This window comes from Bartonella rattaustraliani AUST/NH4 (assembly GCF_000312565.1).
GTDB classification, from domain to species: domain Bacteria; phylum Pseudomonadota; class Alphaproteobacteria; order Rhizobiales; family Rhizobiaceae; genus Bartonella; species Bartonella rattaustraliani.
This window is the reverse complement of sequence record NZ_CALW02000006.1, coordinates 37,170-58,905: the sequence shown is the minus strand read 5'-3', so window position 1 is coordinate 58,905 and position 21,736 is coordinate 37,170. Positions and strand designations below refer to the sequence as shown.

Sequence of the window (21,736 nt, the reverse complement as noted above, 5' to 3'; positions counted from 1 at the left end):
TTAAAGAGAAAGCACTTTCTGAGTGTATCTCATTTAAAGTCACAAATCCACACTTTGCCTGTAAAAACTTTTCCACCGCTTGCTTTACACCAGCCTATAAACACATTCACCCTCTCTCTCCTACGGACTTCATGGTAAACCGTGCCCTATCATTTTCATGTTTCATCACAAAACCATTTTATAAATCATAAAGGGAAACTTTAATCTCTTTTCTCTTCACCTACTCCAACTTTATAGGTAAGATCATCACGAGGACGATCAAAAGACATATGATCACCCGTTATGATATAATGCAACATTTCAGCAATATTGGTAACATGGTCACCAACCCGTTCAATATTTTTTAAACAAAAAAGTAAGTGCGTGCAAATCGTAATATTGCGCATATCCTCCATCATATAAGTCAAAAGCTCACGAAAAAGAGAAGTATACAAAGCATCAATTTTACCATCACGTTCACGTACAATATCAACCCGCTCCAATAAACGTCCTGAATAAGCACTCAATATTTCTTTCAACTGATTGAGAGCTAAAGTTGTAATCGTTTCAAGCCCATGATAAAAAGCAGCAGGCTGACGTATCTCTGAAAGAGCTACTGTCCGCTTGGCAATGTTTTTTGCCATATCCCCAATCCTTTCAAGATCAGAAGAAATACGAATAGCACCAATAATTTCACGTAGATCAACAGCCATTGGTTGGCGTTTGCAAATAATGGCAATCGCTTTCTCGTCAATGTCACGCTCTGCTTCATCCAAAAACAAATCATCGGCAATTACTGCCGCAGCAAGTTGAAGATCATTACACACAATCGATGCAACAGAACGTTCAATCATTCTTTCTGCATGATGCCCCATTTGAGTAATCCTTGCTTCCAAATATTTGAGTTCTGCATCATACGAGCGAACAGTATGGTTTATAGGCATCTCTATACTCCTCAATTCAACTATCCAAAACGCCCCGTAATATAATCTTGCGTACGTTGCTCTTTTGGCGAAGTGAAGATCATTTCAGTTGCACCAACTTCTACCAAATGCCCCAAATGAAACATAGCCGTATATTGAGATACACGTGCTGCTTGTTGCATAGAGTGTGTCACAATAACAATTGTATAATTTTGTCGTAACGCATCAATAAGCTCTTCAATACGTGCCGTTGCAATAGGATCAAGAGCCGAACACGGCTCATCCATCAAAATAACTTCAGGACTCACTGCAATGGCACGCGCAATACACAAACGTTGTTGCTGTCCTCCTGATAAACTTGTACCCGCCTCATGAAGACGATCTTTCACTTCCTCAAATAAACCTGCTTGCCTTAAACTCTTTTCAACCACATCATGCAATTCGGAGCGCGATCTTACTAAACCATGAATGCGTGGGCCATAGGCAACATTTTCAAAGATCGATTTTGGAAAAGGACTAGGCTTTTGAAAAACCATCCCGACACGAGCACGCAGTTCTACAACATCAACCCGCGTGTCATAAATATCTTCTGCATCTAAAGTAATAAGACCCGTTATTTTAGCGCCTTCAATCATATCATTCATACGATTAAAACAACGCAAAAAAGTTGATTTTCCGCAACCTGAAGGACCTATCAAAGCAGTAACTTGATGTTCAGGAATATCAAGAGTAACACCATGAAGGACTTCTTTTTCCCCATAAGACACCCTCACATCCTGACCACGCATCTTCATTTTCATTACAAAAATTCACCTTACTTTAAAATACAAACCTTATCAAAGTGACACTTTTATCAAAGCTACTGGCGCCTTTCAAATCGTCTACGTAAAAAGACAGCAGAAATATTCATGAGTGCAAGAAAAATCATTAAGACCATAATAGCACCTGATGTCTTTTCAACAAAAGCGCGCTCTGCTTCACCCGCCCACATGAAAATTTGAACCGGCAAAGCCGTTGCCGGATCCATAGGTGTCGTAGGAATGTTGACAACAAAAGCAACCATTCCAATTAAAAGCAAAGGTGCCGTTTCACCTAAAGCCTGAGCCACACCAATAATTGTGCCTGTTAAAATACTAGGTGCTGCCAAAGGAACAACATGGTGAAAAACCATTTGTGTTTTAGATGCTCCCAACCCTAAAGCTGCCGCGCGAATAGAGAGAGGAACAGCACGTAAAGCAGAACGTGTCGCAATAATAATTGTTGGAAGTGTCATAAGAGCCAAAACAAGCCCACCAACAAAAGATGCTGAACGCGGTAATCCAAAAAAATTAACAAAAACAGACAATCCTAAAAGACCAAAAACAATTGAAGGAACAGCTGCAAGATTATTGATATTCACTTCAATAAAATCTGTAAATTTATTTTTGTGTGCATATTCTTCCAAATAAACAGCTGTTGCTATTCCTATTGGGAGAGAAATCACTAAAACTATTGCTATCATATAAAGAGATCCAATAATCGCTACACCTAATCCCGCAGTCTCGGCGCGGCTGGAAGCCCCAAATGTAAAAAAACCAAAATTAAATGTTTTATAAAGTGTACCATCACGCACTAAACGTTTTATCCATTCTACTTGGCGATTAGAGACTTTGCGGTTTTTTTCTGTGACCTGCAGATCAATCTGCCCCTTATAAGCAGAATCAATATCTGCTGCCGCCAACACTTTGATTTTTTGTATTGTTCCAATCAATTTTGGATTCTTTGTCACCATTTCACGCAATTGAACACGTACACTGTTTGAAAACATACAGTTAACATCCCGCAATGATGCTCTATCATTTGAATCTATACCAAGCTTTTTTGCTAAAGCATTTCGCACAAGCAGAGGATAATTGGCAGTAATGAGGACCCGTGGATTTGTTTCACGTTGACCACTAGGGTCAATGACCTTCTCATCCAAATAAACTGATAATGCCATTTCACTTTGAAAAAAGGCTGTATATCCCTGACTAACAATAGACCACAAAAGTGCAAATAAAAAAAAGAGACCAATAAAAATAGCAATCAAACCATAGGCTCGGAAACGACGCTCAGCCCAATATCGACGTTTAAGGACAATATTGCGACGAGAAAAGAGAGAAATGTCATTCATTCATATTGTTCCCGATATTTACGCACGGTATAAAGGGCGAGAATATTCATCAAAAGAGTTATAACAAAGAGCGTCATCCCCAAAGCAAAAGCGACAAGCGTTTGTGGAGAATTAAATTCAAAATCACCTGTCAGCTGATTAACAATCTTCACTGTCATCGTAGTCATTGCTTCAAATGGATTAAGCGTTAAATTTGCTGCAACCCCTGCCGCCAAAACCACAATCATCGTTTCCCCAATTGCACGTGACGCTGTCAATAGAATTGCGCCCATAATCCCTGGAAGTGCTGCTGGTATAACCACTTTTTTAATCGTTTCAGATTGCGTTGCACCCAAACCATAAGACCCTTCACGTAAAAAACGTGGAACTGCAGTAATAACATCATCTGACAAAGAAGAAACAAAAGGAATCAGCATAATTCCCATCACAACTCCGGCCGTTAAAACACTTTGGGACATAATAAACCCCATACCACCAGAAAGAGAAGCAGAAAGATCTCGTAAAAATGGTCCTACAACCTTCAAAGCAAAAAAACCATAAACAATGGTTGGAATCCCAGCCAACACTTCCAACAATGGCTTCACAATTGATCGCAATCGCGTGGAAGCATATTCAGCCATATAAAGCGCTGAAAACAATCCAATAGGAACAGCAAAAAGCATTGCTACAAACGCAATATAAAGCGTGCCTACAAGAAGCGGTATTAAACCAAATTGCCCCACTTCGTTGCCCGAACCACTCGCTGAAAAACGCGGATCCCAAACCGTTCCCAAAAAGAAGTTGGAAAAAGGTACAGATTGAAAGAAACTCACCGTTTGAAAAAACAGTGACAATGCAATGGCAATTGTCGTCAAGATTGCAGCAATAGATGCACAAACCAATCCACTAACAATGACAGATTCAACCTTATTGCGCGCCCGCTGACGCGGAGAAACTTGCACAACTCCATAGAGGAAACCACAAAATGCAATAACAAAAAGAAAACTATATCCAATAAACTGCAACTTTTCAGAAGAATGAATCCATGACTGTGCTATCCTTAGAATATCATCGGACGCTTCATGAGGCAAAACAAACCCTTTTGCGAATAACTGAGCGCGCATTTCCTCATAGGAGGAGGTAGAAAAATCCCCCTGAAAATGAGACATCATTTTGACTAAGCTTCGAAGTGTCTCCAAAATAAGGTCATGATTTACAAACTCCGTTGTATGCGCACTATATGCTCTCACCTCTTGAGAAAGACTATACTCTAAATAAATTGCACTCCCACTCTCCCAGACAATTAAAAAAATAAAAGCTGGAATAACAACTATTAAAAAGGTCCACCAGCCATAATAATATGTACGAGAATGCATTTTATATTGTGAAAACTCAAGGGTGCGTGCACGCGCGTAAGAAATACAAAACCCTAGAAAACCAAGAAGTAATAACAGTAAAATAACAAAGGAAATGCGCATGTTATCTTTCACTTTTTACCAAAAAGTAGCACAGAAAACTCCTTCACTGCAGATCCAGCCAATTATTTCAAAGTCATCACTTTTCCAGCTGAAAAAGTGGAACGCTGCGCTTGACGCTCTTTTTCAGAAGCAGCAACCAGCCCATATTCAGCCAACGGACTATCTGGACCAATCATTTGATCAGAAAGAAAAAAGTCTATATATTCCTGCAAACCTGGAATTATTCCTAAATGTGCCTTCTTCACATAGAAAAAGAGTGGACGAGAAACCGGATATTCACCGCTAGAAATTGTCTCAGCCGTTGGTATAACACCATTAATATTTGCAACCTTTAATTTGTCAGCATTATTTTGATAAAAAGACAAGCCAAAAACACCTACCCCTGTTTTATTAGAAGTCAGACGTGCAAGTGTTTCAGAATAATCACCATCAATATCAATGGCTTTCCCATCTTTACGCACAGCAATACAGGCAACATGAATCGCCTTATCATCCATTCCCAAAGATTTCATTACCTCAACTGCCCCACTCTCTTTACAGCCCGCAGCGAGCAGTTTTTCTTCAAAAACTTCACGAGTTCCATGCTTCTCTCCCGGAATATAAGCAGCTATTGTCCAATCAGGAAGGGAACTATTCACTGTACTCCATTTCAAAACATCATTAGGCTGTAATTTTCCATCTCTTATAATCTGAGCAGCAAGTGCTTTATAAATATCTACTGGTTGTAATTTCCAATGAGGCCCTTTTATATCAGTTGCAAAAACAATACCATCATATCCAATACGTATTTCCTCGACATCTTTTACACCAGCATCAAAACAAGACTGCAATTCACTAGACTTCATTGCTCTTGAAGCATTCACAATATCAATTGTATTCTCCCCAAGACCACGGCAAAATTCCTTAATGCCCGCTCCTGTTCCACCAGATTCGATAACCGGAACCTTAAAATCAGGATAAATTTCTCCAAATGTCTCAGCAACGATCTTTTGATACGGTAAAACGGTAGAGGAACCAGAAATCTGAATTTGATCACGCGCATTACCAACATTAACAGATAATAATACTGCGCACACCACTCCTATTCCTAATGATAACACTTTGCTCATATACAACCTCCTAAGAATCTGAGCCAAGACTTTTATCCGTTTTCGTATCATACAATGATCTGAATTGTCATGCACATTTACAGTATAACACATATAAAAAGGTTTTTATTTCGTTTTTCATATCATACAATATCATTCACATTTACAGGCACATTGACAGAATAACGTATATAGGCACATACAAAAAAGAAGCATTGATCACTTTTTTCACAAAATTACGAATATACAAACCAAAATAATAAATCTGATAAAGGGTTATTTTTTATTCCTTTTTTAAAACATTTCATGAATCTTTGTTTAAAAAGTTTTGTTTGAGCATTTGCGCTCAACAGCATCCCAAAAAAGATGTGCAATATCCACACCCGAAAAACGTTTAATTTCACGAATTCCAGTAGGAGATGTCACATTGATTTCCGTTATATAATCTCCAATCACATCAATCCCCACAAGAAGAAGTCCTCGTTCTTTTAAAGCTGGACCAATGCATTCACAAATTTCATAATCACGTTTTGTTAAATCAATATTTTCCGCACGCCCTCCAACATGCATATTAGAGCGAACTTCCGTTTCTGCTGAAACCCGATTTATTGCTCCAACAGGCACACCATCAAGCAAAATAATCCTTTTGTCTCCTTTTCGTACTTCCTTTAAATAGCGCTGAACAATAAAAGGTTCGCGGTAAAGTTCTCCAAACATTTCCAACAGCGATGTGAGATTGCGATCATCCTGTTTCAAATAGAACACACCAGCGCCACCACTGCCGTAAAGTGGTTTGATAATCATGTCACCAAATGTCTCTCTAAAAGCCATTACTTCTTCAATGTCTTTCGTAATTAATGTCTCTGGCATCAAATGAGAAAATTCAGTCACAAAAATTTTTTCTGGACTATTACGCACCCATGCTGGATCATTCACAACAAGCGTCTTAGGGTGAATACGCTCTAACAAATGTGTTGTGGTAATGTAATTAAGATCAAAGGGAGGATCTTGGCGTAAAAGAACGACATCCATATCCATCAGTTGTGTGCGGAAAGGTTCCCCTAATTCATAATGGTTATCTTCTTTGTCGTGTACCGTTAATGGCTCTAGTCGTGTAATAACACAACCATCGCGCTGAGATAAACGATCTGGTGTATAATGAAAAAGAGAATGCCCCCGCTCTTGCGCTGCTAGTGCAAGTGCAAATGTCGTATCTCCTTGAATTTTGAGTGTTGAAATATGATCCATCTGAATAGCAATTTTCATCAATAAAACCTCCATAGGCTAGAAGCAGACTAGTCTACATGCCATAAAACTAGTAAACGATAAAAAAACTATGACAAGAGAAAATCCATGATACAAGAAGCGGATACAAAATTAAGTAACGAAGAAGTTGAACGCTATGCACGCCACATTATTATGCCTGAAATTGGTGGAGCAGGACAACAAAAGCTTAAAACTGCACGTGTTCTTGTTGTTGGAGCCGGTGGTCTTGGTTCTCCTATCCTCACCTATTTAGCGGCTGCGGGTGTTGGAACCCTTGGAATTATTGATGACGATATCGTTTCACTTTCTAATTTACAACGTCAAGTTATTCACAAAACCAGTACAATTCATCAATCCAAAACGGATAGCGCCCAAGCCTCTATAAAAGCAATAAACCCCCATATTAGGGTTGAAAAACATCATATACGATTGAATGAAAGTAATGTGGATAAACTCCTCAATGCTTACCATATCATTGTTGATGGAAGTGATAATTTTACCACACGCTACCTGCTTGCCGATCATGCTGCCCAATGCAAAAAACCTCTCATAAGCGGTGCTGTAGAACGTTTTAATGGCTCACTCACGGTGCTCATGCCTTATAAAGATAATAATCCTCACTATCGCGATCTCTTTCCCAGTCCACCCGCTCCTGGCATTCTCCCAACATGTGCAGAGAGCGGAATCATCGGCATTTTACCCGGAGTCATTGGAACGCTACAAGCAATGGAAGCCATTAAGCTTATCACAAACATTGGTGAACCGTTGGTGGGAAAAGTGCTCCTCTATGACGGACTGTCTGCGCAATTTAATGTCATTACCTATAAACGATCAAATTTCAACGCGAATGCAGTAGCTCTCAAAGTTTGATAAGAACTTGCACAATTTATTCTCAAACTCACCCTCTCCTAGCATTTCCCAACATGTGCAGAGAGCGGAATCATCGGTATTTTACCCAGAGTCATTGGAACGCTACAAGCAATGGAAGCCATTAAGCTTATCACAAACATTGGTGAACCGTTGGTGGGAAAAATGCTCCTCTATGATGGACTGTCTGCACAATTTTAATGTCATTACCTCTAAACGATTAAAGTCCAGCGTAAATACAGTAGCAGTCAAGCCTTGCCAGTAAGAATTTTAGAATAAAAAAATACAATCAGCCGAACCATGTTTAACCATTTCTCATTGCACATAACAGCTATTTCATATGCAATACTTCTCATAACAAAGCATGACATAAATATGAGCATCAACGTGAATACGTGATTTACCATATACATGGGCACTGCCATAAACAAAACCAGCAATATACATACGCATTATCATAAATACGTGCATTCTTATAAGCATGAGCACCTTCTATAACCATGGCATTATCGCTAATCACAACATTTCCTGAAACTTTAGTTCCTTTATCAATATGTGCATTGTTGCGTATTTTGCATTTTCTGAAACGTTAGCATCAAAAGAAACTATAGAATTATCGTAAACATAACAATTATCTTCATGAGAGAGGTTTCTTTCCTTTTCAATAAAGCCACTAAATTGACCAACCTTAGTGATAACAATCACGCCGTTGTAAGCCGACTGTTGCACCATCCTTTATAGAACTTTCGAATAAAGGGGGCTGCTTTTTATTTTTATCTTTTGAAATTGTCCCTTCTCGTAAATCTAGCGTGGAAAACATTGACCAGTCTCTATTGTATATAATCAGGCAAAGTATCAGCCTGAGTACACAAAAGCCTTTTATCGTTCCTGTATCTGTAAATTAAATTTTAAAAACAACGATTGAAAAATCCATCCACCAATTGTGAACGTATAAACACAGCGATCAATGACTCATCAAGGTACCAAGAACGTCTATGTAAATCGTTGATCGAGGCTTGCCGTAAAAGAAAGTAACAGATTTCAAGTAACAAGTTATCTAAATAAATAACAATTGTCTTATCATTATCGTTCATAATGTTTTCTAAAGCTAGATATAGATAATGAAAGACTTCGTTCAGTCGTCATAACGACTATATGGATTAAACGCTTGCGTTGGCTTTTTATTACCTTTTACAACCTTTTGCGAATAAAAATAATCAGTTAATTAAATATTTAGAATGTTAAATTCATTACAAACGTATTTTACATGTTCAGAGTAATTATCTTTTCCAGTAATAACAATTAACTCACTATATGTCTGTTATAAATGCTCAAATATCGGAAAAATACTTTTTACCATCTCTAGCCGACTTCATCAAAATAATATTCACACTACTCCTATATATAAATGCTAACAGTAAACTAAGCACCTTGCTCAAACATCAAGCAATAGTTTACAGCTTTTCAGACAATAAATCGTGAATATCAAGTTGCGTCGGCAAACAAAAACGGTGGTCAACAACAATTATAATAGACTTATATGTGCGTGCATAATTTTCAAGTTGTTTGCACAATTCTATGAACGCCTCGGTCTCGACGCTCATAAAAATCTCATCTAAGAGAATAAGCTGGTTAGGTTCTTGTGGGATAATTTTTAAAATATCTATAAAACCAGTTATGTTTTGGTCTAAAAAATCAGCACTTATCCGATTAAGATAATAAATTTCCATACCATCAAACTGGACTTCCCTCCCATTATAAGTAGCTGGTGCAATATTTGCCAATGCTTTTAAATATTGACTTTTCTCGCTCCCTGAATGCCCGCAAAGCGAATAGGCTTTGCCATATTCTAAAACAAGTTTATTATAATGATACAAGCCGCAAAAGGCTGGAATTTTCAGCGTTTGACCCTCTGCTTTTAAGTGAAGAACCGATGGCATTTGCGCAAATTAAGCAATTCGATCGAGTGAATGGGCATGCTACTTAAAACCTGTAAACGCTAAAAAAGCATTGGATAAGTTCTCACGGATCAATAAAAATGCTGTTATAATGAAGACAAAAGCTGCTACTTGGTTAGGCTGCGCCAAATAAAAAGCAACCACAATTAACAAAGCGAAATTACTGGCCAAACTACAGTTTGCCGCAAGCATACCGCGGCGGATTAAGCTTTTAAGAAATTTTTCGTAAAAATCCTGCAATCCGCGCCTAAGAGAACACTGATAAAAAGGTGTTAATTGCAAAAGCCATGGGCTCTTAGCGCGCTTGCGCGGACTCTCGAAAAAACATAGGCATATGATTAATACGCGTCAAGGAATCAAAACTGAAGACCGATTCTTGCCGCGTTTTATAAAGTTCATCGATAGAAAAATAATAAAGACCATAGAGAATCAGACCAAAAAGACAAGCCAAGATAAATCCATAGAAACCATAGTAATAAGATAAAATAATCAGATTAAACAATAACAACACTGCGATCGAGACAATATCTTGAAAATACTAGGCAATACGTTCAAAACCCGTTGTAACATCGCGTGAAACAATTTGTAGTTTAGTTTCGATTTCTCCTTCTACTATATTTGTTAAACCTTGCATGAATTTAGCGTTAATTTCTTTTCGCACCCTATGCTCATATAGATCTACGGCGCGGCGGGGGCGCCCATTACCCTCATTTTCAACTGATAATCTAACGAATGATAGAATGGGTTTTCTCATGACTAATACACTTATGTCTAAAAAATATGAACTCACTGATGAAACTAAAGTTGTTAACCATGTCACTTTACACCGCATTAAAGCTTTAAGGGACTTTTATAATGTCAAGGCTGGCGATCTAGGAGGCTTTATCCAAAAGGAAGAAAATCTCTCTCATGAAGGCAATGCATGGGTTGGTGATGAGGCATGTGTTTATCAAGATGCCCAGATTTGCGATCATTCTCGGGTTTATGAGCATGCCAAGGTTTGTGGGGATGCTCTCATTTTTGGAACGGCATGGTCATAACATAACTTGGGAATAATGACCGCGGGCGTGGGGGAGCGCCCTCTCGCTCAAACAAATTTAAACACATATTAATTGTGAAGGGACTTATTATGTTTAAAAAATACATACTCACGAATGAAATCAAACAAATTAAAAATAAAATCACTCAACATGTTACAACCCTTTATCGTATTCAAGCCTTAAGAGACTTTGGTGAGGTCTATGGGCATGCTCGAGTGAGTGGCACGGCTGAAATTTATGGTTCTGTTTATGATAGAGCGAAAATTTCCCACAAGATTAAGGTTTGGAGTAAAGTCTATGGCACTGCCATTCTCGACAAAAAAAACAAAATAAGCTCTATTAAAAATCATCAGGAGGTTTATAAAGGTCGTATGATTGTTGATATTAACAACAATAAATAACGAGGCATGGGGAGTGCCTTTTATTCTTTAAACGTCTTAACAAGAGAACATTCAAAAAAGAAAGCCGTGCCAGTAATATGACGCGGCTTTCAAATAACGATTCTAATGATTAAAATTAAATCATCCACAATGGAATAATGAATGCATATATACAAAACGTATCATATTGCAAGCTCTCTATTGTCATTATGAAACGTTATCAAATGATAACGCTTGCTATAAAAGTATTCATGATAACGCTCTCATATTTGAAAGCATCAATTGAAATCACTTACACTCTCAAAATCAAAATGTATTGAGTAAATTAAAACGTTTTGTAAGGTCTCTATCAATCCAATCAAGAGTAAATGCGTTGATAAGTGTAATTGATCAACAAAGAACCGACCGGCTTTTAATCCATGGCGATGTATCGGGAACAACAGCAGTTTATGTCACAAGAAATGGCGTAGAAAACAATGTTCAAAGCGATTCTTCCATTCCTGACAATAGACGGAATCTTTCACTCATCCAAGTGTCTGGAGATGCCAAGGAAGACTCTTTCCAACTGGTCAATGGCTACAACACATTGATTCATAATGGTTTTATCGTTTCTCATCTTGAATCATACCCCCGAATACCCATAAGATTCTCTCATCTCAAATCACTTCATATTGAATCAATTTTATTCACTTAGCTTTATGCCATAAGCGGGGTTGGCAGATGGGTAAAAATTACAGAGGAAAGAAGGAAAAATGCCTCTCATGAATCGCCTTAATGCAAGGGCTGTCGCAACATTGGGTGCTGATAAATATAATGATGGTGCCGGCTTGTACCTTCATAAGCGTAAAGATGGTGGACTCAATGGCTATACCACAAGAAACGGTTCACCAGATATGTATGTCCTGCGTGCCTACGGAAAAAAATCAAGCCATGGCTGAAACAAAGCCTCTTTGATGAAAATATTGAATATTTCTAGGATTTCCGTTTACAACCTAAATTGCTTAACCCCAACCCTCCCTCTCAACCAGAAACACCTCCTTCTCGTCCGGAATCAAATGTGCATGCTGTTGTGCCACAAATGGCAAATTATTTGGTGATGCCCAATGCTCTCTTCGCTGGTTTAACAGATATCGCTAAACAAAATGCACTGTTGGCGAATATGAGAACATCTGTCTTAGGCAAAGACTCCCCAAATACATTCTTCTTATATACCTATGGAGGAACAGGAACTTTATCTTCCAAAAGCGCTCCTTACAAATATGGTTATAGTGGTGCAAAACTTGGCTATGCCGCTTTACAAGCAGGTGCAACATTGGCCGTATTGGAAGGCAAAGATATCACCTCACGTTTTGGTATTATAGGAACCTATGGGCAACTGTCTTTCACACCAAAAGATATGCAAGGTGCTGGAAAAAGCACTGTGGATCGCTGGGGACTCACAGCCTATAACAGTATGCAGCATGAAAACCGTTTCTACCTTGATACCCTTTTATCCTATGGGTTCTTAAAAGGAAAAATCACCAATGGCATTATTGGGGAAACGGCAAAGTTGAAAAATGCAAAGATGTGGAGCCTCTCTGCCACTGTTGGGAAAGAATTTGCAAACGGTGTAGAAGAATTAACCTTTGAATCACAAGCCCAACTGGCTTATCAACATCTAAGCTTGGATACTCTTGAAGATGCTGATGACTTTAAGGTTGATATGAACAATCCTCATCAATGGTTAATGCGTGTGGGTGGACGTTTAACCAAAACCGTTCTAAGCTCTGAAAACGGGCGTTCTTTTTCCATCTCAGGAAAGTTAAACGCGATCAAAACCTTTGGTGATGATAAAGCCATATCGATCGATAAAGATTATAAACTTGAATCAATGGGCACCTCTCTTGAAGGTGGACTTGGGATCAATGCACAATTGTCACAAAATATTGCCCTGCATGCGGATGTCAATTATCGACAAAAACTTCAAAAAACGGGGATAAGCGGAGCGAATTTCTCTGGTGGAATACGCTATAAATTTTAAAACAAAACGCTCGCATCTTTTATCCGGTTTCTTTGAACAAACTTTCATTCGGTTTGGATATCGCTTTAGAAAAAAGAGAAACCCAAAACCAAGACACTCTGTTACAAAGAAGGGGCAGCACAATGTGCTGCCCCCCTTTTCTTTAAACACTCTCTCTTTCACCAATCTCTTATAGATGACCATCTCATACAGAAAGACCGCTGTCTTTTTCACCAAAGCGCCCCTTTCCTCTCTAAAAATCCGCATCCTTTTAAAATCTTATCTATGATGTTTTTGCATTTATATGCCGCATTATTTATGGCTTATATCTTTGTAACTGGAGAAAGCTCGTCAGTCGCTTTAAAGTTAAAAGGCGCAATCTTTATTAATCCAATCTTTATCAATCATTGGGAATGAGTAAGACGGTGTTTTCTGAAGAACACACAAAGACCACACTCTCATGTTCTTGTGCTTCATTCTGTACTGCTAGACGTATATCGCATTGCGAGACATATAACAAAACGCTTTTTATCACTGATAAGTACGCCTTTCATCTCAGAAAAAGGGAAATGAAATGTCTTTCCACGCCTTTAGCAATGGTCCTCAAAACCTTTGGAAATGGTAAAGTGATATATGGATACACAGATCAGATTTTAGGCAACATTTTGATTTATAAGTATTATTTATCGTTTATCACCTTGAATCATACTCCTGAATACCCGTAAGATTCCCTCACGTAAAACTTACCTATGTTGAATGAATTTTGTTCGCTTAGCTTTCACTATCAGCGAGATTAGCATATGGGGGTAAACGAGAGCAGAAAGAAGGGAAAATGCTTTTCATGAACCGCCTTCATGCAAAGGCTGTCGCAATCTCATGAGTTCGTAAATATATCATGAGCTGGTAAATAAATAATGGTGCTAATTTGTACCTTATATAAGCGTGAAGATGGTAGTACGTAATAGATTTATTGTTATATAATTCAGGGATGCCGCCACGAAGTGGGCTTAAGAGTTCTAAGATATGTCTCTTTTAAAACAAATCAGTAAACACAAAATACCCTATGCGTTTTAGGTTTCTTTTTTACATCTCAAAGATAAGCGTAGCTTATCCTTGTTAGAATTTATTTTCTATGACTCTGCATTGGCTCACTTCAACAAAGTAAAATGACATACTCCAAAAGTATTTATTCACTTTCTTTAACATAACCCTCATAGGGCTTTAACATTGTCTTATAGGGAGCTGAAAGCTATTTTATTTTACAGGAAAACTTTCAACAAAGCTTTGCCTGAGATCCGTATTTTTCAACTTGAATCGGATTGTTTGGATTCAACCAATCAATAGGCATGTTTTTTATTGCCCAAAAAAGGAGAAAGAACATAGAGAAAGCTTTATCACCAGTGCACAATTTTAAGTGTCTCTTCAATTCAACGCTTCCCTCCACCTCTTTACCAAATAAACTTTGGATCATAGGTTTTGACTTTTGAAAATTTGCTGATGATATCATGCGTTTTGAGAACATTAAACTGCTTCTCTCAACCATTAACTGCATAAATTTTTAATAGAATATCCTTTTTAAAAGCCGCTATGTCCTAATGATAAGCAAAAGCATTAAAGACAAATACCTGCATATTTTTGTGCTAGGTTGCGGATTCCACTGTGCAACAAAAATAAATTGAGGCATAGATTAAAAAATACACTGAAACACCAATACAAATAAAAATTGAAAAACAATCACATCTTTTTCTCAAAGCGATTTACTTCTGGAAGAGTTTCTCTTGTGTCTGGCTTTGTTCGCCTTCTTTATTATCCACGGGCAAAGGAACAGGATGATCAGAGAGACTACGTAAATAAAGCAAAAGATCAGCACGATCTTGATCATTTTTTATCCCGGGGAAAGACATAATGGTTCCAGGAAATGCTTGACGTGGTGATTGTAAATAACGATCTAAAGTGAAAAAATCCCACTTTTTATCAGAATTTGCGCGCAATACCCGTGAGTATACAAAGCCTGGTGTCGCTGCGAAAGGACGATTCACAATATCCCAAAGCATTGGACCAACACGTCCTTTCTCATTGCGTCCAGAAGTATGGCATATAGCACATTGATGAAAAATTTTACGTCCATTTTCAAAATCGCCCTGCTGAAGACGACGACTCAACGACAAGGAAGAGACAGGCATTACCTGTTTTTCCTTGAGGGCATCATTTTTCGCCATCTGAGGAGGTTGAAGCAGTCCCGAATTAACATAAACTCTATCGCTCAATATGGAAATTCCCGCCAAAACAACCAGCACAACAAAACAAGAACAAATAAAATAAAGGATTGTAAAGCGTTTCATTAAAAACTTAAACATTCATGTTTTTATTACGGCTTTTAGTTTAAGCTTTTTCCCTATAACATACAACATCATAAATGCACCATACACATAGCATTTGGAAATTTACAATGACTCTTAAACCAATTATTTGCATTCCTGCCCGTATAGGCTCAACCCGTCTCCCCAGAAAAGCTCTTGCTGAAATTAACGGCAAGCCAATGATTGTTCATGTTGCTGAACAAGCAAAAAAATCTGCACTCGGACGTACTATCGTTGCAACAGACCATCAAGATATCGCTAAAGTCGTTACAGCTTACGGACATGAGTGTATTATAACATGTCGTGATCACCAATCTGGATCTGACCGCATTTATGAAGCGTTAACCCGTATTGACCCTAAACAACATTATAATGCCGTTTTAAATGTGCAAGGTGATCTGCCAACAATAACCCCTGATGCAATCATCAGTGCGTTACGCCCTTTAGAAAATAGTTTAACTGATATTGCAACTTTGGGCGCTCAAATCGCTGAGAAAGATGAAAAAAGCGATCCGAATATTGTCAAAATTATTGGTACACCACTTTCCCAAAACCGCCTTCGTGCTCTTTATTTTACCCGCGCAACAGCGCCTTATGGAGATGGTCCCCTTTATCATCATATTGGAATCTACGCTTATCGACGTGCAACACTTGAAAAATTTGTGGCATTTGATCCCTCTCCACTCGAGCAACGTGAAAAGCTTGAACAATTACGTGCATTAGAGAATAATATGCGTATCGATGTAGAAATTGTTGACACAATTCCTTTAGGGGTCGATACACAGCGTGATCTTGAAAAAATACGTAAGATTTTAGCATGAAAACACCAAAAAAAACCAATAAAATCTCCTTCCAAGGAGAATATGGTGCAAACTCCCATATTGCTTGCTCTCATATGTTTCCCGATATGGATGCTATCCCCTCTGCTACTTTTGAAGACGCACTTAATTTAGTCGAAAATGGGCAAGCTGATCTTGCTATGATTCCTATTGAAAATACGCTTGCTGGCCGCGTTGCGGATATTCACCACCTTTTACCGCAATCATCTCTCTATATTATCGATGAATATTTTTTGCCTATCCATTTTCAACTCATGGTTCTACCCGGTGTCATACATGACGAAATTAAAACCGTATATAGCCATATACATGCTCTTGCACAATGTCGTAAAATCATACGTCATAATGGCTGGGAGCCTGTCACCTTTGCTGATACAGCTGGCGCTGCAAAATTTATTAAAGAAAATGCGAATCGTTCACAAGCAGCATTAGCACCTCTGCTTGCAGCAGAACTTTATGGACTTGATATTCTTGAACGAAATGTTGAAGATAGTCCTCATAATATTACGCGTTTTGTTGTTCTTTCACGGACACAAAAACATGTGCCTCAACCCCAAAACGGCGAAAAAATTATCACGAGCCTTCTTTTTCGCGTACGCAATGTGCCCGCTGCCCTCTATAAAACTCTTGGAGGATTTGCCACGAATGGTATCAATATGACAAAGTTAGAAAGCTACCAAATTGGTGGAAATTTCAATGCAACACAATTTTTTGTTGATATCGAAGGACATCCCGAAGATCCTATGATGAAACTCGCCCTAGAAGAGCTCTCTTTCTTTTCTGCTGAATTGCGCGTTATCGGTATTTATCCTGCTAAAAATGATCGAACACTGCAGAAGTAATAAGCTGGCACTATCATTCTCTTTACCAGCCACAATATATTTACGAACTCATGAGATTGCGACAGCCTTTGCATGATAAACGGTTCATGAGAGATATTTTTCTCCTTTCTTTTCCAATTTTTGCCCCTTATGCCAATCTCACTAATAGTATAAAGCCAAATGAATAAAACTGATTCCACATAAGTAAGTTTGAAGTGAGAGAATTTCACAATATTCGGAGTTAGGCTTCAAGAAAATAAAGACAAGTACTCATTATAACTCAATATGTTACATATAAAATATAAAATCAATGATACATAAAGAACATCCTAAAAACACCACAGTGCAACTCATTGGGGAAACGTCCTCTTTTCTGCTAAAGTAACTTCATAATAAACACTCAAAAATAGGCACCAATATTCCTTCATAGACTACTTCTATAATCCGAATAATATTCTTACATCAATAATGAGTATGCGTTTAGAACGGATAACAATATAAATACACAATTTTGTCTATCCCGTTCCTCTCCTCGCGTAGCAACATCTTTGAGAAGACATGCACTCTTTTATGGCAATTTATTTTAAAGAAATGACCATAAACTTTCTAACAAAAGTCATAAAATAACTTAAATTTCTACAAATGTACATCAAACCATAATGTTTTTAATTGTTTTGAACTGAGACCATTTTCAAAATAACTTTTATGAAACTAACAAGTGCATTGAGCATTGCTTTTATATGAAACTTGGCCTTTGTATTTTTACGAAAACTGATTTATGATTCATGATATTTCAAGGAGGAAAAAGATGAAAAAAGTCTTTCTTAAAGGGTTTTTGTCCGCTAGCATTCTCATTTTCTCCAGTGTTGCATTCGCTGGGTTTGGTGAGAGAGAGTGGAATTTTGCACAAAGTGAAAGTGTTACGATTGGTGCATACGATGTGAGGTATCAAGGCGTTGAATATTCTTGTGAGGCATTTAAACCTAAAGAAGCAACATTTACTTTATCATACTCTGCTCCTTCTGATTTAAATAAATTAAGAATTGTTGCGGATGATGAGAGTAAGGTAACCCATGATAAAGAAAATAAAATTTTTATTCTTAAAGATATCAAATCTCTTGATATAAGCTTCCCTTCATGGGGGAAATATATTTTTAAAAATATTACTAAAGAAAAGGTCATTGGAGAAGACTGCAATACAGGGGATTATGATTGAGCATATTTTCCCTTGGTTTCAATAAATTTGCCCCAATATTCTGGGAGGCTTTTCTTCAAAATTATATTTTTTGAATTCTAAAAGCCAGTTTTTTAAAAAATTCAAATATGGATTACAGAAGAGTGCTTTTTAGCAACAATATTTTCCTCAATTTTTCGATGACAATAAATTACCAATAACCACGAATAATAACCTGCATACTTTCTTCTTCTGTTTCACTCTTCATATATGCCTCATTTTTGCCATACAACATATTGATTTATAACGATTATTTGTCGCAACGACCCCAAACATTGTAAGATTCTCTCATTTCAAACCACTTTATATTAAATCAATTTTGTTCACTTGACTTTACACACTCAGAGGGATTGGCATAGGGTTAAATTAGTGAGGAAAGGAGGAAAAGTACCTCTCATGAACCACCTTAATGCAAAGGCTGTTGCAACACTATGCGCTTGTAAATGAAGGCTGATAAATAGTTATAATGGTGCCAACTTGTTGCAATTTTTGCAGAAAGTTCCCACTTCTTAAAAGTTCTCAAGAGACCTTAGCGCATGAACATATTCTTACATCTCATCATCCATATAGAAAAAATAAACGCTTATTTTATACGCAATGAATACGAAAAACTGCTCTTATGAAAATTTACCAATCTCATTTCTTTGTCATTCAGAGTATAAAAACTCAGTACAAAGGAAAAATTCTCTATAGATCTTGCCATATTTTTGTTTCTTAGCTTGATTTTTCGCTTGAAATCGACAATATAAACGTGGGAGGTTGGTGGTGGACGAACTACTCGCCAACTGGGTCAGGTCTGGAAAGAAGCAGCCCTAACGAGCTCTGGTACGGGTCATTGTACCAACCTCCTCCTTTTTCTCAATGAAATCATAGCTTTGTCATTTTTCAACAAAACCATTTTTTGTTTTTGAAACGTTATTATATATAATCAAGCAAAAAGAATTGGCTTTTTTGAGAAAATTCTTCTCGTCCTTTCAAAAATAAATTGATTGAAAAAAAGTCCTTTTATATGAAACTATGATCTTGACCTGTGCTTTTTTGTTATCCAAATCTATGTATAAAAAATTTCAAAGTTGGAATCATTCATGGAAAATACGCCGGTAGAAACAACCTATCGTGTTCTTGCTCGTAAATATCGACCTCAAAATTTCTCTGACCTCATTGGTCAAGAAGCAATGGTACGCACCCTTACAAATGCCTTTGAAACCGGTCGCATTGCACAAGCGTGGATGCTGACAGGAATTCGTGGAGTGGGGAAAACGACAACAGCACGTATTTTAGCACGTGCGCTCAATTATAAAACAAAAGATATTGACCAACCAACGACTGTATTGAATACGCTTGGTGAGCATTGTATACAAATCATCGAAGGACGCCATATCGATGTTATAGAAATGGATGCGGCTTCACATACAGGGATTGATGATATCCGTGAAATTATTGAACAAATACGTTATCGTCCTGTTTCTGCACGCTACAAGGTTTATATTATTGATGAAGTGCATATGCTTTCAACACAAGCATTTAATGGCTTATTAAAAACGCTTGAAGAACCACCCCCACATATAAAATTTATTTTTGCAACGACAGAAATTCGTAAAGTTCCTATTACAATCCTTTCACGCTGTCAGCGTTTTGATCTACGACGTATTGAATCGGCAGTTTTAAGTGCGCATTTGCGCCAAATTGCAAAACATGAAAACGTAGAAGTAGAAGAGCAAGCGCTTTCTATGATTGCCCGTGCAGCAGAAGGCTCTGCACGTGATGCACTCTCCATTTTTGATCAAGCCATTGCACACAGCAATGGTAATGTCACTGCTATGACTGTGCGTACAATGTTAGGATTAGCCGATCAATCACGCATTATTGATCTGTTTGAACTTATCATGAAAGGCGATATCACCAATGCACTGCAGGAGCTACGCAGTCAATATGATGCAGGTGCTGATCCTCTTACTATACTAACGGAATTAGCTGATTTCAACCACCTAGTTACACGTCTACGTTTTACTCCTAAAATAGCCGAAGATCTCTCACTTAATGAAGATGAGCGTTCAAAAAGCCTCAATTTTTCACAAAAACTGTCCGTTCCTGTTTTGTCGCGAACCTGGCAAATGTTACTTAAAGGTTTGCAGGAAGTTAGTCAAACAGCACTTCCTCTTCAAGCCGCTGAAATGTTGCTCATTCGTCTTGCGCACACTGCCGATCTCCCCACTCTTGATGAAGCTTTGAAAAAGCTTGCACAAGAAAAACCCCCCCTTACAATCACCTCAAACTCTTCTCACCCAGAACACACAAAGACGAACAATACAGCAAAAAAAGTGGCTGTAGAGCCCCATTCCTCTAAAGATGTTGCAAATATACCGGAAACTCCATCAGATTCCATCAACCTAGAAAAAACGTCAGAACATTCCTTACAATTGAAAGTTTCCGAAAATATTCAGACGCTCAATCTAGCACTCGAAAAGACAAGCTCTTCTGCAGTAACAAAAATTCTTGAAACTTCCCAGTCTGTTGAACCTTCTGACAAGATTGTGCATTTCCCTCTTTCTTCCACGCAAACCGCAAAAGAAAGCGTTAAACAAGAAGATATTGTTATTCATTCCTTGCACGATATTATAAAGCTCGCTGAACAGCATAATGATGTTCCTTTCAAGCTTTTTATTAGAGAATTTGTTCATCCCGTTGCTTTTGAACCGAGACATATCACGTTGAGACTTTCTAAAAATGCCCCACATTCACTGGCACGTGATATAGAAAAAATGCTTTTCCAATGGACTGAAAAACACTGGGATATAACCTTTGTTAATGAAGGAGGAGGACCAACTTTACAAGAAGAAAGCGAAGCTGTCCAAAAAACGCTTTTTTCCAATGCACAAGCAGACCCTGATATTGTAAAAATCCTCAATTATTTTCCAGAAGCAAAAATTGTCGATATTCGTCTCAATAAACAGGAAAACGATCTTGATTTACTTTCCGATAGCTTTAAAGATGCTGATAGTTTTGAAAATGAAAGTGATAATTATGATGAATAAGGATACCTATTTCTATGCGTGATATGATGAGCATGATGAAAAAAGCTAAAGAAATGCAAAAAAAAATGCAGGAAATTCAAGAGGAAATTGCTAATTTGCAAGCAACTGGTTTTGCAGGAGGTGATCTGGTTAGCATCACTCTCAATGGGAAAAGTACTATAACAAAGATTCACATTGATCCCTCATTGCTCAAACCTGAAGAAGCTGAAATTCTTGAAGATCTCCTTATGGCAGCCTATAATGAGGCAAGAGCAAAAATTGAAGTCGCTATTGAAGAAAAAACCAAAAGCATAACAGCAGGGCTCCCTCTTCCATCAGGTTTCAAACTTCCGTTCTAA

General features: G+C 37.8%; 23 protein-coding genes, 1 other RNA gene and 1 pseudogene. 12 read left to right on the top strand and 13 right to left on the bottom strand.

Features of this window, described 5'->3' with window-relative positions:
• Positions 1 to 200 precede the first annotated feature (200 nt).
• From phoU to gshB, 6 genes are all read right to left on the bottom strand, one after another.
• Positions 201 to 923: a phosphate signaling complex protein PhoU gene (gene phoU, locus BN67_RS00620; RefSeq protein WP_019222243.1), complete on the bottom strand. Its 723-nt coding sequence runs from the start codon at positions 921 to 923 to the stop codon at positions 201 to 203.
• Between the two features lie 20 nt (positions 924 to 943).
• Positions 944 to 1,702, bottom strand: a complete 759-nt coding sequence (gene pstB / locus BN67_RS00615; protein WP_026088078.1) for a phosphate ABC transporter ATP-binding protein PstB — start codon at positions 1,700 to 1,702, stop codon at positions 944 to 946.
• Positions 1,703 to 1,761: 59 nt separating this feature from the next.
• Positions 1,762 to 3,054 (bottom strand): phosphate ABC transporter permease PstA, encoded by a 1,293-nt coding sequence (pstA, locus tag BN67_RS00610; protein WP_019222241.1) that lies wholly within the window; start codon positions 3,052 to 3,054, stop codon positions 1,762 to 1,764.
• Positions 3,051 to 4,511 (bottom strand): phosphate ABC transporter permease subunit PstC, encoded by a 1,461-nt coding sequence (gene pstC, locus BN67_RS00605; RefSeq protein WP_026088077.1) that lies wholly within the window; start codon positions 4,509 to 4,511, stop codon positions 3,051 to 3,053. Before pstC ends, pstA begins: the two co-directional genes overlap by 4 nt.
• A 62-nt stretch (positions 4,512 to 4,573) precedes the next feature.
• The gene (locus BN67_RS00600; protein WP_019222239.1) at positions 4,574 to 5,620 is read right to left on the bottom strand and encodes a substrate-binding domain-containing protein; all 1,047 of its coding nucleotides are present in this window, start codon (positions 5,618 to 5,620) and stop codon (positions 4,574 to 4,576) included.
• 297 nt (positions 5,621 to 5,917) lie between these two features.
• A complete protein-coding gene (gshB, locus tag BN67_RS00595; RefSeq protein ID WP_019222238.1) occupies positions 5,918 to 6,865 on the bottom strand; it encodes a glutathione synthase in 948 nt (315 codons plus the stop codon).
• Positions 6,866 to 6,952: 87 nt separating this feature from the next.
• Here gshB and BN67_RS00590 point away from each other — a divergent pair, with 87 nt between their 5' ends.
• Together BN67_RS00590 and BN67_RS15370 are read left to right on the top strand one after the other, a co-directional pair.
• A complete protein-coding gene (locus tag BN67_RS00590) occupies positions 6,953 to 7,735 on the top strand; it encodes a molybdopterin-synthase adenylyltransferase MoeB (RefSeq protein ID WP_019222237.1) in 783 nt (260 codons plus the stop codon).
• 69 nt (positions 7,736 to 7,804) lie between these two features.
• Positions 7,805 to 7,933 (top strand): hypothetical protein, encoded by a 129-nt coding sequence (locus tag BN67_RS15370; protein WP_425277073.1) that lies wholly within the window; start codon positions 7,805 to 7,807, stop codon positions 7,931 to 7,933.
• 315 nt (positions 7,934 to 8,248) lie between these two features.
• Here the strand turns inward: BN67_RS15370 and BN67_RS00580 are convergent, their stop codons facing one another.
• The 6 genes from BN67_RS00580 to BN67_RS13945 all read right to left on the bottom strand — a co-directional run bounded on the left by BN67_RS00580 (position 8,249) and on the right by BN67_RS13945 (position 10,444).
• A complete protein-coding gene (locus tag BN67_RS00580; RefSeq protein WP_156791605.1) occupies positions 8,249 to 8,464 on the bottom strand; it encodes a hypothetical protein in 216 nt (71 codons plus the stop codon).
• 176 nt (positions 8,465 to 8,640) lie between these two features.
• Positions 8,641 to 8,826, bottom strand: a complete 186-nt coding sequence (locus BN67_RS13955) for a hypothetical protein (protein ID WP_156791604.1) — start codon at positions 8,824 to 8,826, stop codon at positions 8,641 to 8,643.
• 360 nt (positions 8,827 to 9,186) lie between these two features.
• Positions 9,187 to 9,672, bottom strand: a complete 486-nt coding sequence (locus BN67_RS00570) for an ATP-binding cassette domain-containing protein (RefSeq protein ID WP_019222235.1) — start codon at positions 9,670 to 9,672, stop codon at positions 9,187 to 9,189.
• Positions 9,673 to 9,711: 39 nt separating this feature from the next.
• Positions 9,712 to 9,972, bottom strand: a complete 261-nt coding sequence (locus BN67_RS00565) for a hypothetical protein (RefSeq protein WP_019222234.1) — start codon at positions 9,970 to 9,972, stop codon at positions 9,712 to 9,714.
• Between the two features lie 13 nt (positions 9,973 to 9,985).
• Positions 9,986 to 10,141: a hypothetical protein gene (locus BN67_RS13950; protein WP_019222233.1), complete on the bottom strand. Its 156-nt coding sequence runs from the start codon at positions 10,139 to 10,141 to the stop codon at positions 9,986 to 9,988.
• Between the two features lie 87 nt (positions 10,142 to 10,228).
• Entirely contained in the window at positions 10,229 to 10,444 is a 216-nt protein-coding gene (locus BN67_RS13945) for a hypothetical protein (protein ID WP_156791603.1), read from the bottom strand.
• Here BN67_RS13945 and BN67_RS00550 point away from each other — a divergent pair.
• The 4 genes and pseudogenes from BN67_RS00550 to BN67_RS12395 form a co-directional block, all read left to right on the top strand.
• Positions 10,443 to 10,730, top strand: a complete 288-nt coding sequence (locus BN67_RS00550) for a hypothetical protein (RefSeq protein ID WP_033313039.1) — start codon at positions 10,443 to 10,445, stop codon at positions 10,728 to 10,730. The genes BN67_RS13945 and BN67_RS00550 overlap by 2 nt on opposite strands.
• Positions 10,731 to 10,819: 89 nt before the next feature.
• Complete coding sequence (locus BN67_RS00545) at positions 10,820 to 11,131, top strand: hypothetical protein (RefSeq protein ID WP_019222230.1); 312 nt, start codon at positions 10,820 to 10,822, stop codon at positions 11,129 to 11,131.
• A gap of 352 nt (positions 11,132 to 11,483) precedes the next feature.
• Entirely contained in the window at positions 11,484 to 11,804 is a 321-nt protein-coding gene (locus BN67_RS13940; protein WP_156791602.1) for a hypothetical protein, read from the top strand.
• A 163-nt stretch (positions 11,805 to 11,967) separates the two neighbouring features.
• Positions 11,968 to 13,130: pseudogene (locus BN67_RS12395) on the top strand (autotransporter outer membrane beta-barrel domain-containing protein); the annotation flags it as partial.
• A gap of 1,736 nt (positions 13,131 to 14,866) precedes the next feature.
• On the opposite strand, the gene BN67_RS00525 reads toward BN67_RS12395, so the two are convergent.
• Positions 14,867 to 15,451 (bottom strand): c-type cytochrome, encoded by a 585-nt coding sequence (locus tag BN67_RS00525; RefSeq protein ID WP_026088075.1) that lies wholly within the window; start codon positions 15,449 to 15,451, stop codon positions 14,867 to 14,869.
• A gap of 107 nt (positions 15,452 to 15,558) precedes the next feature.
• Here BN67_RS00525 and BN67_RS00520 point away from each other — a divergent pair, with 107 nt between their 5' ends.
• From BN67_RS00520 to BN67_RS00495, 6 genes are all read left to right on the top strand, one after another.
• Entirely contained in the window at positions 15,559 to 16,290 is a 732-nt protein-coding gene (locus BN67_RS00520; RefSeq protein WP_019222225.1) for a 3-deoxy-manno-octulosonate cytidylyltransferase, read from the top strand.
• A complete protein-coding gene (locus tag BN67_RS00515) occupies positions 16,287 to 17,150 on the top strand; it encodes a prephenate dehydratase (RefSeq protein WP_019222224.1) in 864 nt (287 codons plus the stop codon). Before BN67_RS00520 ends, BN67_RS00515 begins: the two co-directional genes overlap by 4 nt.
• 787 nt (positions 17,151 to 17,937) lie before the next feature.
• The gene (locus tag BN67_RS00510) at positions 17,938 to 18,345 is read left to right on the top strand and encodes a hypothetical protein (RefSeq protein ID WP_019222223.1); all 408 of its coding nucleotides are present in this window, start codon (positions 17,938 to 17,940) and stop codon (positions 18,343 to 18,345) included.
• Between the two features lie 772 nt (positions 18,346 to 19,117).
• An RNA gene (gene ffs, locus BN67_RS13350) (signal recognition particle sRNA small type) lies at positions 19,118 to 19,215 on the top strand.
• 233 nt (positions 19,216 to 19,448) lie between these two features.
• Positions 19,449 to 21,398 carry a DNA polymerase III subunit gamma/tau gene (locus BN67_RS00500; protein ID WP_019222222.1) on the top strand — a complete coding sequence of 650 codons (1,950 nt, stop codon included), beginning with the start codon at positions 19,449 to 19,451 and terminating at the stop codon, positions 21,396 to 21,398.
• A gap of 14 nt (positions 21,399 to 21,412) precedes the next feature.
• A complete protein-coding gene (locus BN67_RS00495) occupies positions 21,413 to 21,736 on the top strand; it encodes a YbaB/EbfC family nucleoid-associated protein (RefSeq protein ID WP_019222221.1) in 324 nt (107 codons plus the stop codon).

Excerpts from the sequence above, each read along its gene's own strand:
- phoU (WP_019222243.1), bottom strand. The coding sequence starts at position 923 with ATGCCTATAAACCATACTGTTCGCTCGTATGATGCAGAACTCAAATAT.
- pstB (WP_026088078.1), bottom strand. The coding sequence starts at position 1,702 with ATGAAAATGAAGATGCGTGGTCAGGATGTGAGGGTGTCTTATGGGGAA.
- pstA (WP_019222241.1), bottom strand. The coding sequence starts at position 3,054 with ATGAATGACATTTCTCTCTTTTCTCGTCGCAATATTGTCCTTAAACGT.
- pstC (WP_026088077.1), bottom strand. The coding sequence starts at position 4,511 with ATGCGCATTTCCTTTGTTATTTTACTGTTATTACTTCTTGGTTTTCTA.
- BN67_RS00600 (WP_019222239.1), bottom strand. The coding sequence starts at position 5,620 with ATGAGCAAAGTGTTATCATTAGGAATAGGAGTGGTGTGCGCAGTATTA.
- gshB (WP_019222238.1), bottom strand. The coding sequence starts at position 6,865 with ATGAAAATTGCTATTCAGATGGATCATATTTCAACACTCAAAATTCAA.
- BN67_RS00590 (WP_019222237.1), top strand. The coding sequence starts at position 6,953 with ATGATACAAGAAGCGGATACAAAATTAAGTAACGAAGAAGTTGAACGC.
- BN67_RS00580 (WP_156791605.1), bottom strand. The coding sequence starts at position 8,464 with ATGGTGCAACAGTCGGCTTACAACGGCGTGATTGTTATCACTAAGGTT.
- BN67_RS13955 (WP_156791604.1), bottom strand. The coding sequence starts at position 8,826 with ATGAACGATAATGATAAGACAATTGTTATTTATTTAGATAACTTGTTA.
- BN67_RS00570 (WP_019222235.1), bottom strand. The coding sequence starts at position 9,672 with ATGCCATCGGTTCTTCACTTAAAAGCAGAGGGTCAAACGCTGAAAATT.
- BN67_RS00550 (WP_033313039.1), top strand. The coding sequence starts at position 10,443 with ATGACTAATACACTTATGTCTAAAAAATATGAACTCACTGATGAAACT.
- BN67_RS13945 (WP_156791603.1), bottom strand. The coding sequence starts at position 10,444 with ATGAGAAAACCCATTCTATCATTCGTTAGATTATCAGTTGAAAATGAG.
- BN67_RS00545 (WP_019222230.1), top strand. The coding sequence starts at position 10,820 with ATGTTTAAAAAATACATACTCACGAATGAAATCAAACAAATTAAAAAT.
- BN67_RS00525 (WP_026088075.1), bottom strand. The coding sequence starts at position 15,451 with ATGAAACGCTTTACAATCCTTTATTTTATTTGTTCTTGTTTTGTTGTG.
- BN67_RS00520 (WP_019222225.1), top strand. The coding sequence starts at position 15,559 with ATGACTCTTAAACCAATTATTTGCATTCCTGCCCGTATAGGCTCAACC.
- BN67_RS00515 (WP_019222224.1), top strand. The coding sequence starts at position 16,287 with ATGAAAACACCAAAAAAAACCAATAAAATCTCCTTCCAAGGAGAATAT.
- BN67_RS00510 (WP_019222223.1), top strand. The coding sequence starts at position 17,938 with ATGAAAAAAGTCTTTCTTAAAGGGTTTTTGTCCGCTAGCATTCTCATT.
- BN67_RS00500 (WP_019222222.1), top strand. The coding sequence starts at position 19,449 with ATGGAAAATACGCCGGTAGAAACAACCTATCGTGTTCTTGCTCGTAAA.
- BN67_RS00495 (WP_019222221.1), top strand. The coding sequence starts at position 21,413 with ATGCGTGATATGATGAGCATGATGAAAAAAGCTAAAGAAATGCAAAAA.